The following is a 25,235-nucleotide window of genomic DNA, read 5'->3' as shown; positions in this document are numbered from 1 at the left end:
CGCAGGCCCCAATTGTCTTGTCCGGGGCACGGCTTCACGTATTCTTCGCTCTTCGTTCCCCGGCCGGAATGGTTTCTTCGTCCGTTTCCCAGCTGTTTCCGGCGTTCGTCCACCCCGAGGCGCGTTCCCTGTGCACGCATGTGCGGCTCTCCCCTTTGCTCGGTAGGGCTCCTGGTCGCAGGGGGTGGGCGCGACCCTGAGGCGAGGGGCCGGGGCAATGCCGTTTCCCCTAGGGGTCGTTCCTCACTTTCTCCCCCGCGCGGTTCGTACCCCAGCAGGAGGAGCGCCGGGAAGGCGATGTCTAGCCTTTTCCATGGGCGGCGAGCGCCGTGGTGGGGTTAGCACCACCACGGATACACGGACGGGCACCATCGTGGCCGGAACCCCGATCCCGCAGGCTGAGTACGTGACCCGGTAGCGCGGGCGCAGTGGATATATACGACATAGGAGACTCACCGTGACTACCGCTGTATCGATTCCCAGGACCGGGGGCAGTGGAGGGCATGCGGCCGTCGCGGCGAGGGCGCGCCAGGTCGTCAAGGCGTACGGAGCGGGGGAGACCCGCGTCGTCGCCCTCGACAGCGTGGACGTGGACATCGCCCGTGGGCAGTTCACCGCCATCATGGGCCCGTCCGGCTCGGGCAAGTCGACGCTGATGCACTGCCTGGCCGGCCTCGACACCGTCACCTCCGGGCAGATCTTCATCGACGAGACCGAGATAACCGGGCTCAAGGACAAGAAGCTCACCCAGCTGCGCCGGGACCGGATCGGCTTCATCTTCCAGGCGTTCAACCTGCTGCCGACGCTCAACGCCCTGGAGAACATCACGCTCCCCATGGACATCGCCGGCCGCAAGCCCGACCGGGCGTGGCTGGATCGTGTCGTGGAGACCGTGGGTCTGGCGGGCCGCCTCAAGCACCGGCCGAACCAGCTCTCCGGCGGCCAGCAGCAGCGCGTCGCCGTCGCGCGCGCCCTCGCCGCCCGCCCCGAGATCATCTTCGGTGACGAGCCCACCGGAAACCTCGACTCCCGGGCCGGCGCCGAAGTGCTGGGCTTCCTGCGGCAGTCGGTCGACGAGCTGGGCCAGACCATCGTCATGGTCACCCACGACCCGGTCGCCGCCTCCTACGCGGACCGCGTGCTGTATCTGGCCGACGGCCGGATCGTCGACGAGATGTACAGCCCCACCGCGGACGCGGTCCTGGAGCGCATGAAGAACTTCGACGCGCGCGGGCGGGTGTCATGACCGTCCTCAAGACCTCCTTCCGCAACTTCCTGGCCCACAAGGGCCGCATGGCGCTCTCGGCCGTCGCGGTGCTTTTGTCCGTGGCGTTCGTCTGCGGCACGCTGGTGTTCACCGACACCATGAACGCCACGTTCGACAAGCTCTTCGCCTCGACCGCCGCCGACGTCCACGTCGGCCCCAAGAAGAACGACGACGCCCAGCAGACCGGCAGGCCCCCGACGCTCCCCGCGTCCCTGGAGTCCCGCCTGGCCAAGGTCTCCGGCGTCGCCAAGGTCGAACCGCACGCCACCAGCCAGCAGATCTCCGCGGCCGACGCCAAGAAGAAGAGCATCAGCCCCAGCTCCGGCGCCCCCACGGTCGGCACCAACTGGGACGAGAGCCAGAAGAAGTCCGTCGACATCACCAGCGGCCATGAGCCGCACGGCGCGAAGGAGGTCGTCCTCGACTCCGACACCGCCGCCAAGCACCACGTGAAGACGGGCGACACCCTGCGCGTGTCCGCCGCTCCCGGTGACTTCACCGTGACGGTCGTCGGCCTCGCCACCTACCGGACCACCAACCCCGGCGCGGCCGTCCTCTACTTCGACACCCCCACCGCGCAGACCAGGCTGCTCGGCACCACCGGCGCGTACAGCGGCTACGGCCTGACCGCCGCCTCCGGCGTCAGCGACGAGCAGCTCAAGAAGAGCGTCACCGCCGCCGTGGGCACCGGCTACACCGTGCACACCGCCGCCGAGACGAAGGAGGAGAACAAGAACGAGGTCGGCTCCTTCCTCGACGTCATGAAGTACGCGCTGCTCGGCTTCGCCGGCATCGCCGTCCTCGTCGGCATCTTCCTCATCGTCAACACCTTCTCCATGCTGGTCGCCCAGCGCACCCGCGAGATCGGCCTGATGCGGGCCATCGGCTCCAGCCGGAAGCAGATCAACCGCTCGGTGCTGGTGGAGGCGCTGCTGCTCGGCGTCGTCGGTTCGGTGCTCGGCATCGGCGGCGGCATCGCGCTCGCCGTCGGCCTGATGGAGCTCATGGGCTCCATGGGCATGAAGCTCGACACCTCCGAGCTGACCATCAAGCCCCTCACCCCGGTCGTGGGCCTGCTCATCGGCGTCGTCGTCACCGTGCTCGCCGCCTACCTGCCCGCCCGCCGGGCCTCGAAGATCTCCCCGATGGCCGCCCTGCGCGACTCGGGCAACCCCGCCGACGCCAAGGCCGGCAAGGTCCGGGCCGCCCTCGGTCTGCTCATGACCGCCGCCGGCGCGGCCGCGCTGGTGGCCGGCGGGAAGGCCGACGACGCGGGCGCGGGCTCCTCGTTCCTGGGCCTGGGCGTGCTGCTGACCCTGCTCGGCTTCGTGGTCGTCGGACCGCTGCTGGCCGGCTTCGTCGTCCGCGCCATCAGCGCGGTCGTGCTGCGGGTCTTCGGTCCGGTCGGCCGCCTCGCCGAGCGCAACGCGCTGCGCAACCCGCGCCGTACGGGCGCCACGGCCTCGGCCCTGATGATCGGCCTCGCGCTGGTCGCCGCCCTGTCGGTGGTCGGCTCCTCCATGGTCGCCTCGGCGACCGAACAGCTCGACAAGTCGGTGGGCGCGGACTTCATCATCGACGGCAACAACGGCCCGCTGACCCCCGCCATGGTCAAGGCGGTCAAGTCCGCCGGCCACGTCGAGCACGTCACCGAGTCCACGTCCGTCAGCGCCAAGGTCACCACCCCCGACGGCGGGACCGACACGCAGCGGCTGACCGCGGCCAGCCCCACGTACGCCGACGACCTGCGCATCGAGACGGTCCGGGGCAAGCTCAAGGACGCCTACGCGGCGGACGGCATGTCGGTGCCCGAGGGCTTCGCCAAGGACCACGGGATCAAGCTCGGTGACCGGCTGCCGGTCGCGATGATCGACGGCCGCCGCGTCGAGCTCAAGGTCAACGCGATCACCTCGGACGACACCTCCTTCGACAAGGGCGCGATGTACGTGAACATCGCCACCGCCCGGCGGTACCTGCCCGCCGACAAGATGCCGCCGCCCGTGATCATGTTCGCCAAGGCGGTCGACGGCCAGGCGAAGGAGGCGGCCGCCGCCCTCAAGACGGCGGTCGAGGACTACCCGCAGATCAAGGTCCGCGACCAGGCCGACTACAAGGAGCTCATCAAGGACCAGGTCGGCCAGCTCCTCAACATGATCTACGGGCTGCTGGCCCTGGCGATCATCGTCGCGGTCCTCGGCGTCGTGAACACCCTCGCCCTGTCGGTCGTCGAGCGCACCCGGGAGATCGGCCTGCTGCGCGCCATCGGCCTCTCCCGCCGCCAGATGCGCCGCATGATCCGCCTGGAGTCGGTGGTCATCGCCCTCTTCGGCGCGCTGCTGGGCCTGGGCCTGGGCATGGCCTGGGGCGTCACGGCCCAGAAGCTCCTGGCCCTCCAGGGCCTCGGCGTCCTGGAGATCCCCTGGCCGACGATCACCTCGGTGTTCATCGGCTCCGCGGTGGTCGGCCTGCTGGCCGCCCTGGTCCCGGCGTTCCGGGCGGGCCGGATGAACGTCCTGAACGCGATCGCGACGGACTGACCGAGGGACCACCGGAAACAGCCCGGCCCGGACGCGCCACGGGGGTGCGCGTCCGGGCCGGGCGTTTTCCGGGTGGCGCCGGGTGTCACCGTCCGGCCCGTCCGGCCCGCCGGATTGCCGTACGGTGATCGGGCGACCTTGGGAGGACGTATGACCACGCAGCCGGTGCACGACGGTGGGGCGCTGATCCCCAGACCCGAGAAGACGTTCCCCGCGCTCCGGGCGGCGCTCGCACAGGTCGCGCCGTCCCGGCTGGCGGAGATGACGACCGAGCGCGACACGGTCTTCACGATGGCCACCCAGGCCAACAGCTTCGGGCCCATCGCCATGTTCCAGCTCAAGTGGGCCACCGTGATCGAGGTCGAGCGCTTCCCGGACACCGCCCGGCGCCTGCACGGCGCCGAGCACGCCGCCCAGACGCTCGACAAGGAGGACCCGGCGTGGCGGGCCGCCATGGACGAGATCCGGGAAATCATGGACGCCGCCCGTACGAGGGCCGCCGGTGAGTGACTGGGGCTGGGAGTACGACCCGGACGCCCGGCACGTGATCGGGGAGACTCCGAATCTCGCCTTCGTCGCCCTGGTGGAAGAGCGCGCCGACGAACTGGTCCGGGCGGCGGCCGCCCTCTACCTCGACGGCACCGCCTACCAGGGCCACTCGCCCGGCGTTCGGGAGGAGATCCTCCCGAACGGAATGTTCCAGTACCTGACCGCCGTGCGGCAGCAACGCCTCTACATCGTCCACGTCACCCCCTGGCCGCACTGACGCGGGCGGGCCCGGTCCGGCCGCGCCCGTCGGCGCCCCGTCGTACGCTGGGGTGACCCCGACCCGTATCGCACGCGTCGGGTCGTTCGCGTTGTCCACCCCTCGCCCCACCGGGACGGAAACCCTTCATGAGCCTGCACGGTCTGCTCGACGCCGTCGTCAATGATCCGGCGCTCGCCGAAGCGGTGAAGGCCGCGGCCGACGGCAAGCGGCCGCACGTCGATCTGGTCGGCCCGCCCGCCGCGCGTCCCTTCGCCATCGCCGCGCTCGCCCGTGGGGCGAAGCGGCCCGTGCTCGCCGTCACCGCCACCGGCCGGGAGGCCGAGGACCTGGCGGCGGCGCTGCGCTCGCTGTTGCCGCCGGACGGCGTGGTGGACTACCCCTCCTGGGAGACGCTGCCGCACGAGCGGCTCTCCCCGCGCTCCGACACCGTCGGCCGCCGGCTCGCCGTGCTGCGCCGCCTCGCGCACCCGCGCGAGGACGACCCGGCCGCCGGCCCCGTCAGCGTCGTCGTCGCGCCCGTGCGCTCCGTGCTCCAGCCGCAGGTCAAGGGCCTCGGCGACCTGGAGCCCGTCTCCCTGCGCACCGGGCAGAGCGCCGACCTCGGCGAGGTCACCGAAGCGCTGGCCGCCGCCGCGTACGCCCGGGTCGAACTGGTCGAGAAGCGCGGCGAGTTCGCCGTCCGCGGCGGCATCCTGGACGTCTTCCCGCCCACCGAGGAGCACCCGCTCCGGGTCGAGTTCTGGGGCGACGACGTCGAGGAGATCCGTTACTTCAAGGTCGCCGACCAGCGGTCGCTGGAGGCCGCCGAGCACGGCCTGTGGGCGCCGCCCTGCCGTGAGCTGCTGCTGACCGACTCCGTCCGGGAGCGGGCCGCCGCCCTGGCGGAGGCCCACCCGGAGCTGGGCGAGCTGCTCGGCAGGATCGCCGAGGGCATCGCGGTGGAGGGCATGGAGTCCCTCGCCCCCGTCCTGGTGGACGACATGGAGCTGCTGCTCGACGTCCTGCCGGCCGGCAGCATGGCCGTCGTCTGCGACCCCGAGCGGGTCCGGACCCGGGCCGCCGATCTCGTGGCCACGAGCCAGGAGTTCCTCCAGGCGTCCTGGGCGGCCACCGCCGGCGGCGGCGAGGCCCCCATCGACGTGGACGCCGCCTCCCTGTGGGGCATCGCCGACGTCCGCGACCACGCCCGCGAGCTGGGCATGATGTGGTGGTCGGTCAGTCCCTTCGCCGCGGACGAGACGCTGACCCATGCCGCTGACGCGGCGGGTGGCGGCGACACCCTCAAGCTCGGCATGCACGCCCCCGAGACCTACCGCGGCGACACCGCCCGCGCCCTGGCCGACACCAAGGGCTGGCTGGCCGACGGGTGGCGCACCGTCTTCATCACCGAGGGCCACGGCCCCGCCGCCCGTACGGTCGAGGTCCTCGGCGGCGAGGGCATCGCCGCCCGCCTCGACGCGGACCTGCCGGCGCTGTCCCCGTCCGTCGTCCACGTCACGTGCGCCAGCCTCGACAACGGCTTCGTCGACCCGGCCCTGAAGATCGCGGTCCTGACCGAGACCGACCTGTCGGGGCAGAAGTCCGCCAGCAAGGACCTGGGCCGGATGCCGGTCCGCCGCCGCAAGACCATCGACCCGCTGACCCTCCAGGCCGGCGACTACATCGTCCACGAACAGCACGGCGTCGGCCGGTACGTCGAGATGGTGCAGCGCACCGTCCAGGGCGCCACCCGCGAGTACCTCCTCGTGGAGTACGCGCCCGCCAAGCGCGGCCAGCCCGGCGACCGCCTCTACATCCCCACCGACCAGCTGGAGCAGGTCACCAAGTACGTCGGCGGCGAGGCGCCCACCCTGCACCGCCTCGGCGGCGCGGACTGGACCAAGACCAAGGCGCGCGCCAAGAAGGCCGTCAAGGAGATCGCCGCCGACCTGATCAAGCTCTACTCCGCGCGGATGGCGGCCCCCGGCCACACCTTCGCCCCGGACACCCCCTGGCAGCGGGAGCTGGAGGACGCCTTCCCGTACGCGGAGACGCCCGACCAGCTCACCACCATCGCCGAGGTCAAGGAGGACATGGAGAAGTCCGTCCCCATGGACCGCCTCGTCTGCGGCGACGTCGGTTACGGCAAGACCGAGATCGCGGTCCGGGCCGCCTTCAAGGCCGTGCAGGACGGCAAGCAGGTCGCCGTCCTCGTCCCCACCACCCTGCTGGTGCAGCAGCACTTCGGCACGTTCTCCGAGCGCTATTCGCAGTTCCCCGTCGTGGTGAAGGCCCTGTCGCGGTTCCAGACCGACTCCGAGGCGAAGGCGGTCCTGGAGGGGTTGCGCGAGGGCTCGGTCGACATCGTCATCGGCACCCACCGCCTGTTCTCCTCCGAGACCAAGTTCAAGGACCTGGGCCTGGTCATCGTCGACGAGGAGCAGCGCTTCGGTGTCGAGCACAAGGAGCAGCTGAAGAAGCTGCGCGCCAACGTCGACGTCCTGACGATGTCCGCCACGCCCATTCCCCGTACGCTCGAAATGGCGGTGACCGGCATCCGCGAGATGTCGACGATCACCACCCCGCCGGAGGAGCGCCACCCGGTGCTGACCTTCGTCGGCCCGTACGACCAGAAGCAGATCGGCGCCGCCATCCGGCGTGAGCTGCTCCGCGAGGGCCAGGTCTTCTACATCCACAACCGCGTCGAGTCCATCGACCGGGCGGCCGCCAAGCTGCGGGAGATCGTGCCCGAGGCGCGCATCGCGACGGCGCACGGCCAGATGGGGGAGAGCGCGCTGGAGAAGGTCGTCGTCGACTTCTGGGAGAAGAAGTTCGACGTCCTGGTCTCCACGACGATCGTCGAGTCGGGCATCGACATCTCCAACGCCAACACCCTGATCGTCGAGCGCGGCGACAACTTCGGGTTGTCGCAGCTGCACCAGTTGCGCGGCCGGGTGGGCCGCAGCCGCGAGCGCGGATACGCCTACTTCCTCTACCCGCCGGAGAAGCCGCTCACCGAGACCGCCCACGAGCGCCTGGCCACCATCGCCCAGCACACGGAGATGGGCGCGGGCATGTACGTGGCGATGAAGGACCTGGAGATCCGCGGCGCCGGCAATCTGCTCGGCGGCGAGCAGTCCGGGCACATCGCGGGCGTGGGCTTCGACCTCTATATCCGCATGGTCGGGGAGGCGGTCGCGGACTACCGCGCCTCTCTGGAGGGCGGCGTGGAGGAGGAGGCCCCGCTGGAGGTCAAGATCGAGCTGCCGGTCGACGCCCATGTGCCGCACGACTACGCGCCGGGTGAGCGGCTGCGCCTCCAGGCCTACCGCGCCATCGCCTCCGCCGGGACCGAGGAGGACATCCGGGCGGTCCGGGAGGAGCTCACCGACCGTTACGGCAAGCTGCCGGAGCCGGTGGAGAATCTGCTGCTGGTCGCGGGGCTGCGGATGCTGGCCCGCGCGTGCGGCGTCGCGGACATCACCTTGCAGGGCTCGAACGTGCGCTTCGGCCCGGTGGAGCTGCGGGAGTCGCAGGAGCTGCGGCTGAAGCGGCTGTATCCGCGCACGGTGATGAAGCCGGCCACCAAGCAGATCCTGGTGCCGCGCCCGGCGACCCGTCAGATCGGCGGCAAGCCGCTGGTCGGGCGGGAACTGCTGGCGTGGACGGGCGAGTTCCTGACGACGATCCTGGGCTCGTAGGGCTCGTAGGGCTCGTACGCGGCGGTTGTGCGTAAAGGTCATACGCGCTGTCGTACGCGGCGGGGGCGGCTTTCCGGCGCCCGCGGGCGGGTGTGTTCCCGGGCAGGGGGCGCACCGCCGCGGGCGTCAGCGATGTGAGCGGGTGTGCGCCTTTCGCGCCGTTTGTCGACGTCATGGCCGGGACACGTTTCCTACGATCGGGTCGTTCGGGTGGGGGCGGTCCAAGCGCCCGGCCCACGCCGCCGCTCCACAGACGGGACACCTCCCTTGCCACGCTTCACGCTGCCCCTGACATCCCTTCACAAGGCCCGCCCCGCCGCCGCCCTCGCCTGTGCGGCGCTGCTCGCCGTCGCCGGCTGCTCCTCCGACGGCGGGGGAAAGAAAGGGGGCAGCTCCAAGGGAGGCGACGGCAGCGCCCTGAAGGCCGTCTCCGCGCTGGACGTCAAGAAGAGCGCGTCCAAGGACGGTTACACCCGGAGCAAGTTCGGTCAGGCGTGGGCCGACACCGACGGGAACCGCTGCGGCACCCGCGACGACATACTCAAACGCGATCTGACCGGGGTGACGTTCGGCGACGGCCGCTGCCAGGTCACCTCCGGCACGCTCGCCAAGGACCCGTACACCGGCAAGTCGGTGAAGTTCGAGCGCGGCAGCAGCAGGATCGACATCGATCATGTGGTCGCGCTGTCCGACGCCTGGCAGAAGGGCGCGGCCCGGTGGCCCGGCGCGAAGCGCGTCGCGCTCGCCAACGACCCCCTCAACCTCATAGCGGCCGACGCCTCCGCCAACCGCAGCAAGGGCGACGGCGACGCGGCGTCCTGGCTGCCGGACAACAAGGCGTACCGCTGCGACTACATCTCCCAGCAGGTCGCGGTGAAGAAGAAGTACGGCCTGTGGGTGACCGACGCGGAGAAGGACGCGATGGTGAAGGTCCTCACCACCTGCCCCACCCACAAGCTGCCCTCCGGCGGCAACCCCACCGAGGCGCCGCCCCGCTTCACGGCGAAGTGACTAGCCGTACGGCCCCGTGACCCGCTTCAGCACCGTGTAGCCGCCCTCGGCGCCCACGAAGGCGTACCGGCTGCCGGGGTGCATCTTCTGCGCGTCGTCGATCAGATCCCGCGCGGTCCTGCCGTCGGTGCCGTGCTGGGCTACGTAATCGGGGACGATGCCACGGCTGTCACCGATCCACAGCACCCGGCAGCGGCCGGCGAGCCGGCTTATCGGGCCGATGTCGGATTCGACGGTGGCACCGTCGGGGATGCGCGCCAGGAGCCGCTCGGCGGCGCGGACGCCCTCGTCGACGCGGTAGGTGGCGGGCTCGGTCAGCCCGTAGAGCGGCAGGGATGCCGTCAGCGCGAGGGCCGCGGCCAGGACGGCGCCGGGCAGGTGGTGCGCGTAGGAGGTCAGCCAGGGGCGGCGGCTTCGCCGGGCGCCGTCGAGCGCGTCGGTCAGGGCGATGAAGACGATGGGCATCAGCACCGCGCTGTAGTGCCAGTCGGTGCCCCAGTAGTGGTCGTCGTGGGAGACGAACCGCCAGCCCAGGGTGGGCAGCGCGACGAGCAGCAGCGGGGAGCGCAGCGCGAGGAGGCCGGTGGTGGGCAGCAGCACCCACAGCAGGGTGCGGACGGCGGTGTCGACGGGTATGACCGGGGCGGGGCCGCCACCCCCGCCGATCTTGTTCCAGTAGTCGTAGGCGCCGCCGGTGTTGAAGCCGGGGATGACCACGCCGAGCGCGAGGGCGGTGGCGGCGAGCCCGAAGGAGACGAGGCCGATGGCGAGCGCGGCCGCGCGCGGCTCCCCGCGGGTGCCGCGCAGCCTGATCAGGACGACCGCGCCGACGGCGGCCACCGTGACCCCGAGGTCCTCCTTGACGAGGACGAGCGGCAGCGCCCACCACATCGCCGCCCGCCAGCGGCCGCGCACCACCGCTTCCAGGGAGAAGGCCAGCAGCGGCATCGCGAAGGCGATCTCGTGGAAGTCGAAGTCGACGGCGCGCTGCACCCCCCACGAGAGCCCGTACGCGATGCCGATCGCCAGTCCGCGCTTGCGTCCGAGCAGCCCGGCGGCGAGCCGTGTGACGGGCAGGGCGGACAGCGCGAAGAGCGCGGCCTGCGCGACGAGCAGGGTGACCGGGGAGGGGAACAGCCGGTAGAGGGGTGAGAGGAGCGCGGTGACCGGGCTGAAGTGGTCGCCCAGGACGTTGGTCCCCGGCCCCTTCAGGTCGGCTATCGGGGCCTGGAAGTGGGCGTAGCCGCGTATGGCCTGCTCGAAGATGCCCAGGTCCCAGGACATCGTCAGCATCCGGCGGTGCCGGCACACCGACACCGCGGTGAAGAGGACGAAGAGGACGGCGGACACCCAGTACGGATCGAGCCGCGGCGAGCGCAGCGCGGCGGCGCGCGACCGGCTGCCGTCCGCCGCCGCGGCCGCTCGCCGGCCCGTCGCCGGCACGGTGGCGGCTGCGGCCGAGTCCATGGGGGAGTCCGTTTCTGTGAGTCCGCGGGGATGGAGCGGGGGTGAAAAAGAACTGTCGGAAAAGATACGCGGAGCCCGCGCCCGTCCGGTCCCCCTTCATGAGACGGGCCACCCCCGGGTCTGGTTCAGCCCCCGTTCATCCCGTCTTCTTCCGGTCCGCGCATCCCCACGAACCGCGAATCGTTGGTCGAATCGGTGGTCCGGATCACACCGACTCCCTAACATCGAGGAACCGTCGCACGATCTTTGCCGGGAGGCTTCATGATCCGCCGAAGGACCGCGCTCGCCGTCTCCGCCGTCGCGCTGCTCGCCGCGACGCCCGCCCTCACCGCCTGCGGCTCGACCGCGCACCCGGGGGCCGCGGCCGTCGTGGGCGACGACCGGATCACCGTCTCCGAGCTCCAGCGCCAGGTGGCGGACGTGCGTGAGGCGCAGCGGTCCTCGCCGCAGAGCCAGCAGCTGACGGCGAACAGCGCCCGGCTCGGCCAGGACACGCTCGTACGCCTCATCCAGTACCGGATCGTGGAGAAGGCCGGCAAGGACAACGGCGTCGAGGCGGGCCGTCGCGAGCTCCAGGAGCAGCGCACGCAGGTCGAGCGGGCCAACGGCGGCGCGGAGGCGGTGCACGCCCGGTTCCTCGCGCTCGGCATCGCGCCCGACCAGATCGACCAGGCCCTGGCCATGGAGCTGGTCCGCACGAAGCTCGACGCCAAGTTCGGCGCCGAGCGCACCAACCAGCTGCTGATGCGGACGTCCGACTCCCTGCGCGTCGACGTCAATCCCCGCTACGGCACCTGGGACGCCAGGCGCGGTACGACCCAGCCCGCGCGCGAGCCGTGGCTGCGCGCCGCCACCCCGCCCCTGGGGGAGCGCCCGGCCTGAGCCGCCGTGCCCGCCGTCGCCTAGGCTCGGCAGCGTGAACGACTCCGCACCTGGCCGCATCGTCCTGCTCACCACCAGCCACCGGGTCGCCCCCGGGCTGCTGTCCTGGCCGGCCTGGCAGGCGCTCCGCGCCGCCGACCGGGTGCTGTGCGCCGACCCCGCCCACCCGCAGCTGCCCTATCTGCGGGAGGCGGGGATCGAGGTCGAGCACGGCTCGGCCACCGCCCGCGAGCTCGTCGACTACTGCCTCGCAGGGCGCGGCGCCGTGGTGCTGGCCGCCGCCGACGGCGAGCCGGCGCTCACCGACGGCCTGGCCCGCCTGGCCGGCTCCGGCCGCGAGTCGATGCCGGCCCTGGAGCTGCTCCCCGGTTCGTACGACCTGCCCGGTGCCCGGCTCCTGGACCTGGTCCAGGTGATGGACCGGATCCGGGCGGCCTGCCCGTGGAGCGGGGTCCGCACCCACGAGGACCTGGCGAAGTACGCGCTGGAGGAGATGTACGAGCTCCTGGAGGCCATCGAGACCGGTGACCGGGAAGCGCTGCGCGAGGAGCTCGGCGACGTGCTGCTCCAGGTCGTCTTCCACGCCCGGATCGCACAGGACGACGCGGACGAACCGTTCTCCGTCGACGACGTGGCGGCCGTGATCGTCGACAAGCTCGTCCACCGCCACCCGCACGTCTTCGGCGAGGAGTCCGCCGAGACGCCCGAGGACGTCAGGGCGCACTGGATGCGGACGAAGGCGGCCGAGAAGGGCCGCGCGTCGGTCACCGAGGGCGTACCGCTGGGTCAGCCGGCCCTGGCCCTCGCCGCGAAGCTGGCCTCCCGGGTCCGTTCGGAGGGCATCGACGTCACCCTCCCGTCCGGGGACGGCGTCGGCTACGAACTGCTGGCGCTGGCGGTACGGGCCGAGGCGGAGGGCGTCGACCCGGAGACCGCCCTGCGGGCCGCGGCCCGCACCTTCCGCGACGCGATCCGCGCGGCGGAGGACAGGGCCGGGGCCTGACGGCCCGCCGAGGGGCCACCGACGGAGGGCGGCGACTCTTCGGGCACCCGTTCGGCCTAGGTGCCGACTTGTCCGGGCGACCTCCGGGTACCCGAGACGCATGCGCATCGACAACATCGACCACACAGAGATCGCCGCCCCGCACTGGCTGGGCGGCATCGCCCCCTTCATCGTCGGCCTCTTCGTCGTCGCCCTGCTGATCGCCGCCGTCGCCAAGGGCCTGCGGAAGCGGGAGCAGGAACCGCCGCCCCCCAGCCAGCCGCAGCGGCGCATGGGCTCCTGGCAGACCCGGGAGGAACACGAGACCGGCCCGGAGTCGCCCGACCACGGGCCCGGCCACAACGACGAGGACGGCACGGTCGGCTATGTGACCCAGCACCACGAGTCGGACGAGCTGCACCCCGAGGCGGACGGCGAGCGCGTCCTGCCGCACGAGGTGCGCAACCCCGGCAGCCACCCGGAGGAGCCCTCCGAGGAGCGCAAGAAGTGGAACCCGGGCAGCAGCGGCAGCTTCGGCAGCGGCGGCAGCCGTGGGCCCGGCGGCCACTGAGCCGCGCCCGGACACCCCTAGTAGCGTCGGGGCGTGCCCGACAAGAACGCCACGCCCCCCGCCCCGCCCCTGTTCACCTGGGAATTCGCCGCCGACCCCTACCCGGCGTACGCCTGGCTGCGCGAGCACGCCCCCGTGCACCGCACCGCCCTGCCCAGCGGCGTCGAGGCCTGGCTCGTGACCCGCTACGCCGACGCCCGCCAGGCCCTCGCCGACCAGCGGCTCTCGAAGAACCCCGTGCACCACTCCGAGTCCGCCCACGGCAAGGGCAAGGTCGGCATCCCCGGCGAGCGCAGCGCCAATTTGATGACGCACCTGCTCAACATCGACCCGCCGGACCACACCCGGCTGCGCCGGCTGGTCTCCAAGGCGTTCACCCCGCGCCGGGTCGCCGAGTTCGCCCCGCGCGTGCAGGAGCTGACGGATCAGCTCATCGACGCGTTCGTGGACAGAGGGGAGGCCGACCTCATCCACGAGTTCGCCTTCCCGCTCCCCATCTACGCCATCTGCGACCTGCTCGGCGTCCCGCGCGAGGACCAGGACGACTTCCGGGACTGGGCGGGCATGATGATCCGCCACGGCGGCGGGCCGCGCGGCGGCGTCGCCCGCGCGGTGAAGAAGATGCGGACCTATCTCGCGGAACTCATCCACCGCAAGCGGGAGAACCCCGGCGAAGACCTCATCTCCGGACTGATCCGGGCGAGTGACCACGGCGAGCACCTCACCGAGAACGAGGCCGCGGCCATGGCCTTCATCCTCCTCTTCGCCGGTTTCGAAACAACTGTGAACCTGATCGGTAACGGAACCTACGCGCTGCTGCGCCACCCGGAGCAGCGCGAGCGCCTCCAACGCGCCCTCGCGGAAGGCGACGAGAGCCTGCTGGCGACCGGCGTCGAGGAGCTGCTGCGCTACGACGGACCGGTGGAGCTCGCCACCTGGCGGTTCGCCACCCAGGACCTGACGATCGGCGGGCGGCGCATCACCGAGGGCGACCCCGTCCTCGTCGTCCTGGCCGCCGCCGACCGCGACCCGGAGCGGTTCGCCGAGCCCGACACCCTGGACCTCGCCCGCCGCGACAACCAGCACCTCGGCTACGGGCACGGCATCCACTACTGCCTGGGCGCCCCGCTCGCCCGGCTGGAGGGCCAGGCCGCCCTCGCGACCCTGCTGCGCCGCCTTCCCGACCTGCGTCTGGCGGCCGATCCGGACGACCTGCGCTGGCGCGGCGGGCTCATCATGCGTGGACTGCGCACGCTGCCCGTCGAGTTCGATGTACCTACCAGATGACCCCGCCTCATATCACGTGACCTGCACGTGACCTGCGCTACATCTGCTTGTGACTCACGGGGCCCGTCGCTATGTTCGACGACCACATCCGCCCAGCCACACGAGAGGCCATCGCATGCGCTCCGGGAACGGTCGACATCGCAGACCCCGCCAGGTACCCGCCATCGTGGTCGCGGCCGGCGTGACGGGCTCCGCGCTCGCCATGCCGCTGCTCGCGGCCACCGGTGCGAACGCGGCCGACGCCCCGACGTGGGACCGCGTCGCCCAGTGCGAGAGCGGTGGGATGTGGAGCGCCAACGCGGGCAACGGCTCGTACGGCGGACTCCAGCTCACGCAGGAGCTGTGGGAGCAGTACGGCGGCCGGGTGTACGCCCCGCGCCCCGACCTGGCGAGCCGCTCGCAGCAGATCGCCGTCTCGGAGAAGATCCTCCAGAGCGGCGGCGCGGATACCTGGCAGAACTGCGGTACGTCGGCCGGCCTGGCCAAGGACAGCAAGGCCCCCGAGGTCAACCCCGGAAGCGCGAAGTCCCCGGAGCCCGCGGAGGAGCCGGCCGAGGAGCCCGCGAAGGACGAGCCGGCGAAGGACGAGCCCACGAAGGAGGCGCCGGCCAAGGAGGCGCCCGCCTCGCGCACGCCGGAGCACACCCCCTCCGCGCCCACCTCGCCGAAGCCCGAGCCCTCCGCCCCGACGAGCGGTCAGCCGGAGGGCGGCAAGCACCGCAAGGACCCCGGCGCCACGCCCACGGGCGACCCCACGGGTGATCCCACGAACGACCCCACCGAAATCCCGGCTCCCGGCGACTCGTCCACGCCGTCGCCCTCCAACTCCCCGTCGAGCATGCCCCCGCTGCCCCTTCCGCCCCCCTCGCACCTCCCTGGCAGCTCCGCCATGGACGGCTCGGACGATGCGGACGGCTCGGACGGCACGGGCAAGCACCGCGCGGAACCGCCGCGTTCGGACGACGGGCGCCCGTCCCGCGGCGACGCCCGTACGGAGCAGCCGAAGGCCGGCGACTACACCGTGCGTCCGGGTGACAACTTGTCAGCCATCGCCGAGGAGCACTCCGTCAAGGGTGGTTGGCATTCGCTGTACGAGGGCAACGAGAAGGTGGTCGGATCCGATCCGGATCTGATCCTTCCTGGTCAGCGCCTTGAGATAGGTAAATAGTGCGATAGTTCGGGGGGAATGTCCGTTCCAGTCGAAAGTGAGACATGGGTCTCCCTGCCTTTTGACGGAAGGGCATCCTCCCGAACTTCAGCCACCTGCTCCCACCTGCGCAAATGTCATGTTTCCGGGGGTAACTTGGGTCAACTGTGGCTGGAAAGAGGGGTTTGAACCCTCAGCCCGACTGTGTTTACCGTCGTGACCGCTCGCCACCGCGAGCACCACGGCCGCCACGCCGAATCCTGCCGGCGGCCGGCGGAGTCGTCGCGTTAAGCGCCGTAGGCAGGAGCGGGGGAACCAAGGTAGGCGCCGGAACGGTCCGTCGGTCAGCGACCGGCGGGGGCCGGAACGGCTTGGGGTGAAGCCGGATGTGCTCGCACAGCCGGCCGGGCGAACTCACTAGCCCGAACCCGACAGCTCACCTCGTAGGCGTCGGTGAGGAAACGACTCATGTCCAAGGGCAAGCACCGTCGTCCGTCCAAGGCCGTCCGCATCGTCACGCTCGCCGGTGTCACCGGCGCCGCGGTCGCGGCCCCGCTGATGATCGCCTCGTCCGCGAACGCCGCCTCCGTCGACACCTGGGACAAGGTCGCCCAGTGCGAGTCGACCAGCAACTGGTCCATCAACACCGGTAACGGCTACTACGGCGGCCTGCAGTTCTCCAAGAGCTCCTGGGACGCCGCGGGTGGCGGCAAGTACGCCGCGTACCCGCACCAGGCCTCCAAGAGCCAGCAGATCGCCGTCGCCGAGAAGCTGCTCGCCATGCAGGGCCCGGGTGCCTGGGGCTGCGCCCCCGGCACCGGTCTGGCCGCCGGTGGTGCGAAGGCGAACGTCGACACCGGTTCCGGTTCGGCCAAGGCCGACCGCTCCACCACCTCCACGAAGTCGCACGCCGACCGCAGCGAGCGCCAGACGCCGCCGAAGAAGGCCGCGCCCAAGCACGCCGCGCCGCAGGCCGTCGAAGAGGACGAGGCCCCGGCTCCGAAGCAGAGCGCCCCGAAGCACGCCGCCCCGAAGTCCTTCAAGAAGGGCGACGGCGAGTACCAGGTCAAGGAAGGCGACACCCTCGGCAAGATCGCCGAGGCCAAGAAGGTCAAGGGCGGCTGGGAGAAGCTCTACGACCTGAACAAGGACGTCGTCGAGAACGCCGACCTGATCTTCCCGGGCCAGCAGCTGCACCTCGGCTGACCCGGCGGGCCGGCCCCCGCGCCGCGCCCCCGTTCCACCCGCAGCGGACCGCCCCGCTCCGACGCGCCCCCCGGGCGTGCGCCGGAGCGGGGCTCCGCCGTTTCCCGAGGGTTCCCGCTCCGGTTCACCGCTCGGCGAACACCCCGGCCATTCGTCCCGTGATCTCGGCGTTTGTGTTGTTCTTTCCGCTTTCCGGGCCCGAGAAGGCGATCCGACGGCAGGGGGACCCTCCGGGGCCCGTTAGGCTCGGGGTGCAGAACTCCAGACACACATGAAGGAGACCCTCGTGCCGTCCATCGACGTCGTCGTAGCTCGCGAGATCCTCGACTCGCGAGGCAACCCCACGGTCGAGGTCGAGGTCGGCCTCGACGACGGCTCCACGGGCCGTGCCGCCGTGCCGTCCGGCGCCTCGACCGGTGCCTTCGAGGCCATCGAGCTCCGTGACGGTGACAAGAACCGTTACCTCGGCAAGGGCGTCGAGAAGGCCGTCCTCGCCGTCATCGAGCAGATCGGCCCGGAGCTCGTCGGCTACGACGCCACCGAGCAGCGCCTGATCGACCAGGCCATGTTCGACCTGGACGCCACCGACAACAAGGGCTCGCTCGGCGCCAACGCCATCCTCGGCGTCTCCCTCGCCGTCGCGCACGCCGCGTCCGAGGCCAGCGACCTCCCGCTGTTCCGCTACCTGGGCGGCCCGAACGCGCACCTGCTGCCCGTTCCGATGATGAACATCCTCAACGGTGGGTCGCACGCCGACTCCAACGTGGACATCCAGGAGTTCATGATCGCGCCGATCGGCGCGGAGTCCTTCTCCGAGGCCCTGCGCTGGGGCGCCGAGGTCTACCACACGCTGAAGGCCGTCCTGAAGGACAAGGGCCTCTCCACCGGCCTGGGCGACGAGGGCGGCTTCGCCCCGAACCTCGGCTCCAACCGCGAGGCCCTCGACCTCATCCTCGAGGCCATCAAGCAGGCCGGCTACACCCCCGGCCAGGACATCGCGCTCGCGCTGGACGTCGCCGCCTCCGAGTTCTACAAGGACGGCTCGTACAACTTCGAGGGCAAGACCCGCTCGGCCTCCGAGATGACCGACTACTACGCGGAGCTCGTCGCCGCGTACCCGCTGGTCTCCATCGAGGACCCGCTGTTCGAGGACGACTGGGACGGCTGGAAGACCCTCACCGACCGCCTCGGCGACCAGGTGCAGATCGTCGGTGACGACCTGTTCGTCACCAACCCCGAGCGCCTCGGCCGCGGCATCGAGGAGGGCGCCGCCAACGCCCTGCTGGTCAAGGTCAACCAGATCGGCTCGCTGACCGAGACCCTCGACGCCGTCGAGCTGGCCCAGCGCAACGGCTTCAAGTGCATGATGTCCCACCGCTCCGGCGAGACCGAGGACGTCACCATCGCCGACCTGGCCGTCGCCACCAACTGCGGTCAGATCAAGACCGGCGCCCCGGCCCGCTCCGAGCGCGTCGCCAAGTACAACCAGCTGCTGCGCATCGAGGAGATCCTCGACGACGCCGCGGTGTACGCCGGCCGGAGCGCTTTCCCGCGCTTCAAGGGCTGAAGGGCTTAGCCTCACTACGTCCCCGGCCACGGTCCCGTACCGTGGCCGGGGACGTACGTTCGTAACGGGGAGGCGATGTGGCGGCTGACCGGTTCTCCACCGCTGTCAGGCTCAAGGCGCTCGGTTCGGCGCTCATCCAGGGCCCCACGGCCCGGGTCTACCGCGCCAAGCCGCCCCGCCGCTCCCGGCTCACCGGCCGCGCGGCCCTCCTCGCGCTCGTCGTCTGCTCGCTGGTCGTCGCGCTCGCCTACCCCATGCGCCAGTGGGTCACCCAGCGCTCGGACATCGCCGACCAACGGCACCAGACCGAGCGGGCGCGCGAGGAGGTCCAGCTGCTGCTGGACCGCAAGGCGCGCCTGGAGGACCCGGCGTACGTCGAGCAACAGGCGCGCGAGCACCTGCACTACGTACGCCCGGGCGAGACCGGCTACAGCGTGGTCGACGGCAGCGCCTCCGCCCAGCGGCCCAGGGACCAGGGCACCGCGGACCGCCCCTGGTACAGCAACCTCTGGGACGGCGTGGACACCGCGGACGCCTCCTGAGCCGCCCACCGAACCCCGATTCCGAGAAGACCGAGCACGAGCGAGCACATGGACACCCCTCCTCCGAAGACCGAGCCCACCGAGCCCACCGACGCGGACATCGCGGCGTTCAAGGAGCAGCTCGGCCGGCCGCCGCGCGGCCTGCGCGCCATCGCCCACCGCTGCCCCTGCGGCAACCCCGACGTCGTCGAGACCCAGCCGCGGCTGGAGGACGGCACGCCGTTCCCGACGCTGTACTACCTCACCTGCCCGCGCGCGGCCTCCGCGATCGGCACGCTGGAGGCGGACGGCGTCATGAAGGAGATGAGCGCCCGGCTGGCGACGGACCCCGAGCTTGCCGCCGCCTACCGCGCCGCGCACGAGGACTACATCACGCGCCGTGACGCCATCGAGGTGCTGGAGGGCTTCCCGAGCGCCGGCGGCATGCCGGACCGCGTGAAGTGCCTGCATGTCCTGGTCGGTCACTCGCTGGCCGCCGGCCCGGGCGTCAACCCGCTGGGCGACGAGGCCATCGCGATGCTGCCCGAGTGGTGGGCGAAGGGCCCGTGCGTGAACCCCTGCGGAGGTGACGAGAAGTGACGCGTGTCGCGGCGGTCGACTGCGGTACGAACTCCATCCGGCTCCTGGTCGCCGATCTGGACCCGGCGACCGGCGAGCTGACCGAGCTCGACCGGCGGATGCGGATCGTCCGGCTGGGCCAGGGCGTGGACCGCACCGGCCGGCTGGCGGACGAGGCGCTGGAGCGCACGTTCGCCGCGTGCCGGGAGTACGCGGACGTCATCCGCGACCTGAAGGCCGAGCGCACCCGCTTCGTGGCGACGTCCGCGTCCCGCGACGCGGAGAACCGCGCGGACTTCGTGCGCGGCGTCGTGGAGATCCTGGGCGTGGAGCCCGAGGTGATCAGCGGTGACCAGGAGGCGGAGTTCTCCTTCACCGGCGCCACCAAGGAACTGACGGGCCGTGACGACCTGGCCAAGCCGTATCTGGTCGTGGACATCGGCGGCGGCTCCACGGAGTTCGTCGTCGGCGACGACCATGTGCGGGCCGCCCGCAGCGTGGACGTGGGCTGTGTGCGGATGACCGAGCGTCACCTCGTCGTGGACGGCGAGGTCGTCGACCCGCCGACGCCCGACCGGATCGCGGCGATACGGGCCGATATCGAGGCGGCGCTGGACCTGGCGGAGGAGACAGTTCCGCTGGCGGAGGCCCGTACGCTCGTGGGCCTGGCCGGCTCGGTCACCACGGTCGCGGCGATCGCGCTGGGCCTCGACGCGTACGACTGGTCGGTGATCCACCACTCGCGCATCCCGCTGGAGCGCGTCCGGGAGATCACCGCGATGCTGCTGACCTCGACCCACGAACAGCGCGCGGCCATCCCCGTGATGCACCCGGGCCGGGTCGACGTCATCGCCGCCGGGGCGCTCGTCCTGCAGTGCGTGATGGAGCGGACGGGGGCCGAGGAGGTCGTCGTGAGCGAGCACGACATCCTGGACGGCATTGCCGCCAAAACAGCAGAAGCGGTGTGGGCCGAGAAGGCAGACCGCTGACCTGCGGTGATGCCTCGACCTGAGGCGGCACGGCGTTGAGAAGAGAACGGGCCATCCGTGATGAGGATCACGGGTGGCCCGTTCTTGTGTGCTGAGGCGGGCGCTCGGACAGCAGCAGAGCGGGCCGGCCCGGGGCGATCACCCCCAGGCCGGCCCGCTTCATGTCGCCGTGGCCATAGAAGAGCCCCGCCCGCGGCCCCGGGGGAGGGGCGCGGGCGGGGATCGTGTCGGGTCCTTCGTCAGTGGGGGATGCCCTCGATGATGTCGCGGGCGCCCTGGCGCAGCAGCTCGGCGCAGACACGGGCGCCGAGGACGCCAGGGTCATTGCTTCGCTCGCCCCAGATGTGGGCGTGGACGAACTTCGAACCGTCCCGCGAGAAGACCATGCCCCGGAGAGAGAGCTGTCCGTCGGGCTCGGTGACGCAGTACCCGGCGATGGGGCTGTTGCAGTGGCCACGCAGGCCGTGCAGCATCACTCGTTCGGCGGTGGCTTCCGTCTGCGTCTTGGGATCGTTCAGCCGCTCCAGCAGGCCGGCGACGGGACCGTCGTCGCGGCGGCACTCCAGAGCCAGCACGCCCGCGCCGACGGCCGGCAGCATCTCGTGAATGGGGAATTCGTACCGGATGCGGTCGGCGAGGTCGAGGCGCTCGAGGCCGGCACGGGCGAGAACCATCGCGTCCGCCTTGAGGTCCCCCTTTTTGCCGTCCAGCTTCTCCAGCCGGGTGCCGACGGCGCCGCGGACCCTGACGACGTTGAGGTCGGGGCGCACCGCGAGGATCTGAGCTTTTCGGCGAACGGCTGTGGTGGCCACGGTGGCGCCGGCGTCGAGGTCGTCGAGCGACTTCACCGGCGAGTCCTCCGGGGCCAAGAGGACGTCCCGAACGTCCGCTCGGGGGAGCATGGCGGCGAAGATCAGCCCCTCGGGCATCGCTACGTCGCCGGGCACGTCCTTGAGACAGTGGATGGCCATGTCGATCTCGCCGCGCTGGAGCTGCTGATCGATGGCCTTGACGAAGAGGCCCTTGCCGCCGAGCTGGGCGAGGTCGCCTTGCCACAGGTCGGCCTCGGTCGTGGTGGCTTTCACCTCGATGTGGAGGTCGGGCACGAGATCGCGCAGTAAGGCCGATACGTGTTCGGTTTGGGCAAGTGCCATGGGTGAGCTTCGGGTACCGATACGCAAGATGCGCTCGGGGAAGTCCGTCATGATGTCTTTTCCGCCTGTCGAGTCTCGAGGTAGGTGGTTTTCATGTCGGTGCTGTGGAGCGGGCCCGCGACGCGGTGGGCGATCCGTGGGTGGAGGAGCCGCAGAGCGCTGTCGGGCGGCTCCCATCGCCACGCGGCGAGCTCGGTGCGCTGCAAGGTGATGCTTTCGTCTTTGGTGGAGTCCAGTTCGGGACCGGCGAAGACGAACGCTAGGCGGTCTCGTCGTTCGTGGCTGGAGGCTGCTAGCCATTCGACGGCGATGAGGTCGCGGCGGCGCATGTCGATGCTGAGGCCGAGTTCTTCACGTACCTCCCGGCGGGCGGCGTCGAGCGGAGATTCCCCGTGCTCAACGATTCCGCCCGGTAACTGCCACGGTGCATCCTGCTTCGTAGGTCGCACGATCAGGATCTGCCTTCGGCTGTTCGTGAACAGCACCGAAGCGGTGATCGGGTGGCCAGGAGCGCGGCTTCTACCTTCGGCGGCCGGGTTCACCAACATGGGTCGCCTTCCTCTCGGATTCACGGGGTGGTCGAAGGGACGAACCGCGTCCCTCGTGCGTGGCGCGCGATCCCGCAGCTGCACATGACGGGCGCGTAGTGGGCGCGGACCGCGGCGGGCATGCAGGGAGTCGGCATGGCGGGCGGGCCGGAGGTGTGGGGAAGCGAAGTTACGTGGCTCCGGGTCGGTCCGCGGACTGGCGACCTGGGGCTCGTTTCGCGCCCTTCCGCATCACGAGTAATCGCCGGCGCCGGGCGCCTCCCTGCGCCGGGGCGGAGCCAGGACCATAACCGCCAGAGGATGCCCCTATTGGCGCGCGCGGTGATGTCGGGGCGGGTCACAGGGGCGATCCGTTCGCGATGCCCGCGAGGCTGCTGATGAACGCGCGGCGCCGCACGGGTTCGTCGTCGGCCGGGTGGCCCGGTTGGATGACGGGCCTGCCTCCGCTGGTCTCCCATTCTCGGGGACTGGTGATCCATGAGGCCCCCATCAGGGCGCGGTCAGCCATGACGGCCGTCTGCACGTACTCGGAGATCTTCCGATGATCGGCATATGGCGGGAGCGGAAGGAGTCCGAGCACGATACAGATGAGCCCGCCGCCCTTGACGTGACGGGACCATTCGGCGACGGGGGGCCGAAGTCGGAGGCATTGGCTACTGTCGTTGATCATGAGTGCGGCTCGGGTGCCGCCGTCGCTCACCATGACGCGGTCGCCGGCGTGCTGGATCGGCTCGGACGCCGGGCGCAGCCCAAGGGCCGAGCCGAGTCCGCGCATGGCCTGTTCGAGAGATTCGGTCGTCTCGTTCTGGCGGCGGGCGGGCGGGTGACCGATGAGGAGATAGGCCATGCGGCCGAGGGTGGTGTTCTCGACCCAATTCGAGGTCACCACAGTGGAGAGCAGACCTGCTGTGGGGGCGGGCGGGGTTGCAGTCACCATGTCTTACCTCGCGGATCGATTGGTCTCTTGAGGTCGAGCTCGAACCACACGAACTTGTCGAGTAGGCCGCGGGCAATGCCCCACCGTGAGGCGATGGCGTCGACAAGCAGCAGGCCGCGCCCGGTCGGGTCGTCTCCTGTGGGGTGGCGCAGTTGAGGTCTTCCTCTGTTGCGGTCGTGTACTTCCACGCGTACGCGCTCGGCGTCGGCGTCGACGGTGAGACGGAACTGAGCGTTGGGCCAGATGCGCCGGGCGTCGTGGCGTACAGCGTTGGTCGTGAGCTCGGAAACGCACACGAGGACGTCGTCGAGAAGGTCGGCCCCTGGGGGCGTTTCCAGTACCGCGCGGGTGAAGGAACGGGCGGCACGAATCGCGGTGGGGTCGCGTCGGAATTTCCGCGAGGTGCTGGGCATGCCTGCCATCACCACTCGGTTGCCGGGTACGGCTGCACCGAAGGGGCCGGCGGTGCGGTGGAAGTCGGCCCGCTCAGCAGCCGCGCCAGCTCGGCGGACATCTGCTCAACCTCCGTGCCGCTGAGCACGAGCGCGAGGTCGGATTCGTGCGCGCCATCGCGGAACAGGGATAGGTGGATGGCGAAGCGGCCGGCGCGGGTACGCTCCGCGGGCGTTCCTGGGGCCCGTACGACGTGCCAGCCGGTCGCCCGGTGCACGCTGACCTCTCCGCCGTGATCGGCCGGTGTCTCTTCAGAGTTCACCATCCGTCAGACGGTAGGGCTGCAAGCGAAAGGCGCCCCGGAAAAAGTTCTGGGGCGCCTCGATTCCGGGGTGTGTGATCAGGGGGTGCACACTCCCACATGCTCGGCGTGATCCCGGAGTTCGGCCCGGTAGGTGGGGCGTTCGCGCTTCATCAGGTCGCGCAACGCCTCACGCACCAGAGGGAAGAACTTGATCTCTTCGGGGGATGTCTCGCGGATACGTCCGATCATGAACAGCGTGGCGTAGTCGTCGCGCTTGATGCGGTTCGCGTTCATGACCTCGACGAGGTACCGCGTGCGCCGTTCGAGAGGCAGTGCGGGGTTCACCTCGACGTTGTCGGCGAGGCGCAGCGCTTCGGATGCGTCGCCGCCCTCCCCAGCAAGGTGAACGCCGTGCATCGCTACGTTGGTCGGCCCGAAAGACGTTCGCCAGTCGTTCCGGTCTTCTCCCAACCGATTGGCGACCTCGTCGGCGGAGTGAAGCAGGTCCCATGCAGCTGGCGCCTTGCGGTCCCGAATCGTTGCCACGGCGCATGCGAGGTGCAGGGCACCGTACACAGAGAGATGTTCGGGAGACGCGTCGCTGTTGGGCCGTGTGGCGTCCATCGCGGATAGTGCGAGTTCGCGGGACTCGGCCACTTCGCCTTTGCTCGTCAGGACGCTGCACAGGTTCCACGCTGATGCGCCGACGAGTACGGGGTCGCCGGTGGCGTCGGCCATCGATAGGGCGCGGTCGGCGGCGACCCTTGACAGGTCCCGTTCCCCAACACGTCGCAAGTAGACCTGTAGCAGGTGGTACAGGCTGATGACGGTACGGGCAACGATTGATTCGTCGCTGGGGGCGGTGTTGCGTGAGGCGTAGAGCGCTTCGGCTAGCAGGGTGGGAAGTTGCGGCCCGACGATGGCGTACCGCTTCTTGTCTTTCTCGTAGGCACGCCATGCCTCGCCGACGCGGTTGGCGAGCTCGTCGGCTGTGAGGGGGGCGCCGGGCAAGTCGGCGCCGAGCTGTGAGGGAATGGTGTTCAGAGCTCGGCGGATAGCTGGTACGGACTCGTGCTCTGGTGACCCATCGGGGGTAAGCGCGATGCTGCGCCCCGTCAGTTCGACGAGTTCCCGGATGCCGAGCACTCGCCCGATGTCGAGCAGGACGGACAGCTTGTCAACCGGGATCAAGTTCCGTTCGACCTTGCTTACCCAATCCTCCGAGCGGCCGATCTGACCCCCGAGCGCGGCCTGAGACAGCCCTGAGCGCGTTCGGTAGAGCTTGATGCGGTCGCCGGTGGTGAGTTCACTTGTGAAGGCGTTCACCGGCACCCCTTGTGTTGTGGGTAGGACGCGGGACTACTGCCAGCGTACGCGCGCCGAGTGTCAAGTGGGCGGCGGTATTTGCCGCGGATCAACGAGGAACGGCCCCCGCCA

23 protein-coding genes and 1 riboswitch are annotated in these 25,235 nt (G+C 70.7%); of the genes, 16 read left to right on the top strand and 7 right to left on the bottom strand.

The window, feature by feature from the left end; translation table 11 throughout:
* Positions 1-457 precede the first annotated feature (457 nt).
* The 6 genes from ACZ303_RS07685 (at position 458) to ACZ303_RS07660 (ending at position 9,264) form a co-directional block, all read left to right on the top strand.
* A complete protein-coding gene (locus ACZ303_RS07685; RefSeq protein WP_467336135.1) occupies positions 458-1,246 on the top strand; it encodes an ABC transporter ATP-binding protein in 789 nt (262 codons plus the stop codon).
* Positions 1,243-3,804 (top strand): ABC transporter permease, encoded by a 2,562-nt coding sequence (locus ACZ303_RS07680; RefSeq protein WP_467336133.1) that lies wholly within the window; start codon positions 1,243-1,245, stop codon positions 3,802-3,804. The genes ACZ303_RS07685 and ACZ303_RS07680 overlap by 4 nt, the downstream gene beginning before the upstream one ends.
* Before the next feature lie 150 nt (positions 3,805-3,954).
* The gene (locus ACZ303_RS07675) at positions 3,955-4,314 is read left to right on the top strand and encodes a hypothetical protein (protein WP_467336131.1); all 360 of its coding nucleotides are present in this window, start codon (positions 3,955-3,957) and stop codon (positions 4,312-4,314) included.
* A complete protein-coding gene (locus tag ACZ303_RS07670) occupies positions 4,307-4,570 on the top strand; it encodes a hypothetical protein (protein ID WP_467336129.1) in 264 nt (87 codons plus the stop codon). The genes ACZ303_RS07675 and ACZ303_RS07670 overlap by 8 nt, the downstream gene beginning before the upstream one ends.
* Before the next feature lie 128 nt (positions 4,571-4,698).
* A complete protein-coding gene (gene mfd, locus ACZ303_RS07665; RefSeq protein ID WP_467336127.1) occupies positions 4,699-8,253 on the top strand; it encodes a transcription-repair coupling factor in 3,555 nt (1,184 codons plus the stop codon).
* 267 nt (positions 8,254-8,520) lie between these two features.
* Complete coding sequence (locus ACZ303_RS07660) at positions 8,521-9,264, top strand: HNH endonuclease family protein (protein ID WP_467336125.1); 744 nt, start codon at positions 8,521-8,523, stop codon at positions 9,262-9,264.
* Here the strand turns inward: ACZ303_RS07660 and ACZ303_RS07655 are convergent, their stop codons facing one another.
* Complete coding sequence (locus ACZ303_RS07655) at positions 9,265-10,731, bottom strand: DUF2079 domain-containing protein (protein WP_467336124.1); 1,467 nt, start codon at positions 10,729-10,731, stop codon at positions 9,265-9,267.
* A gap of 261 nt (positions 10,732-10,992) precedes the next feature.
* Between ACZ303_RS07655 and ACZ303_RS07650 the strand changes: the two genes are divergently transcribed.
* The 10 genes from ACZ303_RS07650 to ACZ303_RS07605 all read left to right on the top strand — a co-directional run bounded on the left by ACZ303_RS07650 (position 10,993) and on the right by ACZ303_RS07605 (position 20,462).
* Positions 10,993-11,613: a SurA N-terminal domain-containing protein gene (locus tag ACZ303_RS07650; RefSeq protein ID WP_467336122.1), complete on the top strand. Its 621-nt coding sequence runs from the start codon at positions 10,993-10,995 to the stop codon at positions 11,611-11,613.
* Positions 11,614-11,647: 34 nt separating this feature from the next.
* A complete protein-coding gene (locus ACZ303_RS07645; protein ID WP_467336120.1) occupies positions 11,648-12,616 on the top strand; it encodes a nucleoside triphosphate pyrophosphohydrolase in 969 nt (322 codons plus the stop codon).
* 100 nt (positions 12,617-12,716) lie between these two features.
* The gene (locus tag ACZ303_RS07640) at positions 12,717-13,166 is read left to right on the top strand and encodes a DUF6479 family protein (protein ID WP_467336119.1); all 450 of its coding nucleotides are present in this window, start codon (positions 12,717-12,719) and stop codon (positions 13,164-13,166) included.
* Between the two features lie 33 nt (positions 13,167-13,199).
* On the top strand, positions 13,200-14,453 hold the full coding sequence (locus ACZ303_RS07635) for a cytochrome P450 family protein (RefSeq protein ID WP_467336117.1): 1,254 nt from the start codon (positions 13,200-13,202) through the stop codon (positions 14,451-14,453).
* Between the two features lie 166 nt (positions 14,454-14,619).
* Positions 14,620-15,621 carry a transglycosylase family protein gene (locus ACZ303_RS07630; protein WP_467336115.1) on the top strand — a complete coding sequence of 334 codons (1,002 nt, stop codon included), beginning with the start codon at positions 14,620-14,622 and terminating at the stop codon, positions 15,619-15,621.
* A 261-nt stretch (positions 15,622-15,882) separates the two neighbouring features.
* Positions 15,883-16,065, top strand: a riboswitch (cyclic di-AMP (ydaO/yuaA leader).
* A 3-nt stretch (positions 16,066-16,068) separates the two neighbouring features.
* Positions 16,069-16,806: a transglycosylase family protein gene (locus tag ACZ303_RS07625; RefSeq protein ID WP_467336114.1), complete on the top strand. Its 738-nt coding sequence runs from the start codon at positions 16,069-16,071 to the stop codon at positions 16,804-16,806.
* Between the two features lie 286 nt (positions 16,807-17,092).
* Entirely contained in the window at positions 17,093-18,373 is a 1,281-nt protein-coding gene (gene eno / locus ACZ303_RS07620) for a phosphopyruvate hydratase (protein WP_467336112.1), read from the top strand.
* A 77-nt stretch (positions 18,374-18,450) separates the two neighbouring features.
* Positions 18,451-18,915: an FtsB family cell division protein gene (locus tag ACZ303_RS07615; protein WP_467336110.1), complete on the top strand. Its 465-nt coding sequence runs from the start codon at positions 18,451-18,453 to the stop codon at positions 18,913-18,915.
* 48 nt (positions 18,916-18,963) lie between these two features.
* Positions 18,964-19,494 (top strand): DUF501 domain-containing protein, encoded by a 531-nt coding sequence (locus ACZ303_RS07610; RefSeq protein WP_467336108.1) that lies wholly within the window; start codon positions 18,964-18,966, stop codon positions 19,492-19,494.
* Entirely contained in the window at positions 19,491-20,462 is a 972-nt protein-coding gene (locus ACZ303_RS07605) for a Ppx/GppA phosphatase family protein (RefSeq protein ID WP_467336106.1), read from the top strand. Before ACZ303_RS07610 ends, ACZ303_RS07605 begins: the two co-directional genes overlap by 4 nt.
* A gap of 239 nt (positions 20,463-20,701) precedes the next feature.
* Here the strand turns inward: ACZ303_RS07605 and hemC are convergent, their stop codons facing one another.
* The 6 genes from hemC to ACZ303_RS07575 all read right to left on the bottom strand — a co-directional run bounded on the left by hemC (position 20,702) and on the right by ACZ303_RS07575 (position 25,124).
* A complete protein-coding gene (hemC, locus tag ACZ303_RS07600) occupies positions 20,702-21,667 on the bottom strand; it encodes a hydroxymethylbilane synthase (RefSeq protein WP_467336104.1) in 966 nt (321 codons plus the stop codon).
* Entirely contained in the window at positions 21,664-22,164 is a 501-nt protein-coding gene (locus tag ACZ303_RS07595) for an NUDIX domain-containing protein (RefSeq protein ID WP_467336102.1), read from the bottom strand. Before ACZ303_RS07595 ends, hemC begins: the two co-directional genes overlap by 4 nt.
* A gap of 337 nt (positions 22,165-22,501) precedes the next feature.
* Positions 22,502-23,011, bottom strand: coding sequence for a hypothetical protein (locus ACZ303_RS07590; RefSeq protein ID WP_467336100.1), 510 nt, complete (start codon positions 23,009-23,011; stop codon positions 22,502-22,504).
* An 83-nt stretch (positions 23,012-23,094) separates the two neighbouring features.
* The gene (locus tag ACZ303_RS07585) at positions 23,095-23,514 is read right to left on the bottom strand and encodes an ATP-binding protein (RefSeq protein WP_467336098.1); all 420 of its coding nucleotides are present in this window, start codon (positions 23,512-23,514) and stop codon (positions 23,095-23,097) included.
* A gap of 8 nt (positions 23,515-23,522) precedes the next feature.
* Positions 23,523-23,819: a hypothetical protein gene (locus ACZ303_RS07580; protein WP_467336096.1), complete on the bottom strand. Its 297-nt coding sequence runs from the start codon at positions 23,817-23,819 to the stop codon at positions 23,523-23,525.
* Between the two features lie 75 nt (positions 23,820-23,894).
* Positions 23,895-25,124 (bottom strand): helix-turn-helix domain-containing protein, encoded by a 1,230-nt coding sequence (locus ACZ303_RS07575; RefSeq protein WP_467336094.1) that lies wholly within the window; start codon positions 25,122-25,124, stop codon positions 23,895-23,897.
* Between the last annotated feature and the right edge of the window lie 111 nt (positions 25,125-25,235).

Source organism: Streptomyces sp. NPDC023527 (assembly GCF_055560115.1).
This window is presented reverse-complemented; position numbering and strand designations above follow the sequence as displayed.

Excerpts from the sequence above, each read along its gene's own strand:
- mfd (WP_467336127.1), top strand. The coding sequence starts at position 4,699 with ATGAGCCTGCACGGTCTGCTCGACGCCGTCGTCAATGATCCGGCGCTC.
- ACZ303_RS07595 (WP_467336102.1), bottom strand. The coding sequence starts at position 22,164 with ATGTTGGTGAACCCGGCCGCCGAAGGTAGAAGCCGCGCTCCTGGCCAC.
- ACZ303_RS07680 (WP_467336133.1), top strand. The coding sequence starts at position 1,243 with ATGACCGTCCTCAAGACCTCCTTCCGCAACTTCCTGGCCCACAAGGGC.
- ACZ303_RS07580 (WP_467336096.1), bottom strand. The coding sequence starts at position 23,819 with ATGGTGAACTCTGAAGAGACACCGGCCGATCACGGCGGAGAGGTCAGC.
- ACZ303_RS07650 (WP_467336122.1), top strand. The coding sequence starts at position 10,993 with ATGATCCGCCGAAGGACCGCGCTCGCCGTCTCCGCCGTCGCGCTGCTC.
- ACZ303_RS07610 (WP_467336108.1), top strand. The coding sequence starts at position 18,964 with ATGGACACCCCTCCTCCGAAGACCGAGCCCACCGAGCCCACCGACGCG.
- hemC (WP_467336104.1), bottom strand. The coding sequence starts at position 21,667 with ATGACGGACTTCCCCGAGCGCATCTTGCGTATCGGTACCCGAAGCTCA.
- ACZ303_RS07585 (WP_467336098.1), bottom strand. The coding sequence starts at position 23,514 with ATGCCCAGCACCTCGCGGAAATTCCGACGCGACCCCACCGCGATTCGT.
- ACZ303_RS07655 (WP_467336124.1), bottom strand. The coding sequence starts at position 10,731 with ATGGACTCGGCCGCAGCCGCCACCGTGCCGGCGACGGGCCGGCGAGCG.
- ACZ303_RS07625 (WP_467336114.1), top strand. The coding sequence starts at position 16,069 with ATGTCCAAGGGCAAGCACCGTCGTCCGTCCAAGGCCGTCCGCATCGTC.
- ACZ303_RS07590 (WP_467336100.1), bottom strand. The coding sequence starts at position 23,011 with ATGGCCTATCTCCTCATCGGTCACCCGCCCGCCCGCCGCCAGAACGAG.
- ACZ303_RS07640 (WP_467336119.1), top strand. The coding sequence starts at position 12,717 with ATGCGCATCGACAACATCGACCACACAGAGATCGCCGCCCCGCACTGG.
- ACZ303_RS07675 (WP_467336131.1), top strand. The coding sequence starts at position 3,955 with ATGACCACGCAGCCGGTGCACGACGGTGGGGCGCTGATCCCCAGACCC.